Consider the following 418-nt stretch of genomic DNA (forward strand, 5'->3'; position numbering starts at 1 on the left):
GCTCTGGGCCTGACACCCTTGGCCCGCATCGTCAGCTTTGGCACCACCGGTCTGGACCCCGCCCTCATGGGCCTGGGCCCCGTGTCCGCCACCCAGCGTGCCTTGGCCCGCGCCGGTTGGAAGGCGCAGGACGTGGACCTGTTTGAACTGAACGAAGCGTTTGCCGCGCAGGCCTGCGCCGTCAACAAGCTGCTGGACATCGACCCTGCCAAGGTGAACGTGAACGGTGGCGCCATCGCCATCGGTCACCCCATCGGCGCGTCCGGTGCCCGCATCCTGGTGACGCTGCTGCACGAAATGCAGCGCAGCGGCGCCAAGAAGGGCGTGGCCTCGCTGTGCATTGGTGGCGGCATGGGCGTCGCCCTGGCGGTCGAGCGTTAAATAGGTTTYAGGCTGCTAGCTGGCATGGAATATGCGC

The 418-nt window shown here is 66.7% G+C and carries 1 pseudogene; it reads left to right on the plus strand.

The window, feature by feature from the left end:
• Positions 1-381, plus strand: a pseudogene (locus AC1D1Y_RS26575) (acetyl-CoA C-acetyltransferase); the annotation flags it as partial.
• Positions 382-418: the final 37 nt, after the last annotated feature.

Source organism: Polaromonas sp. P1_G1 (assembly GCF_056405595.1).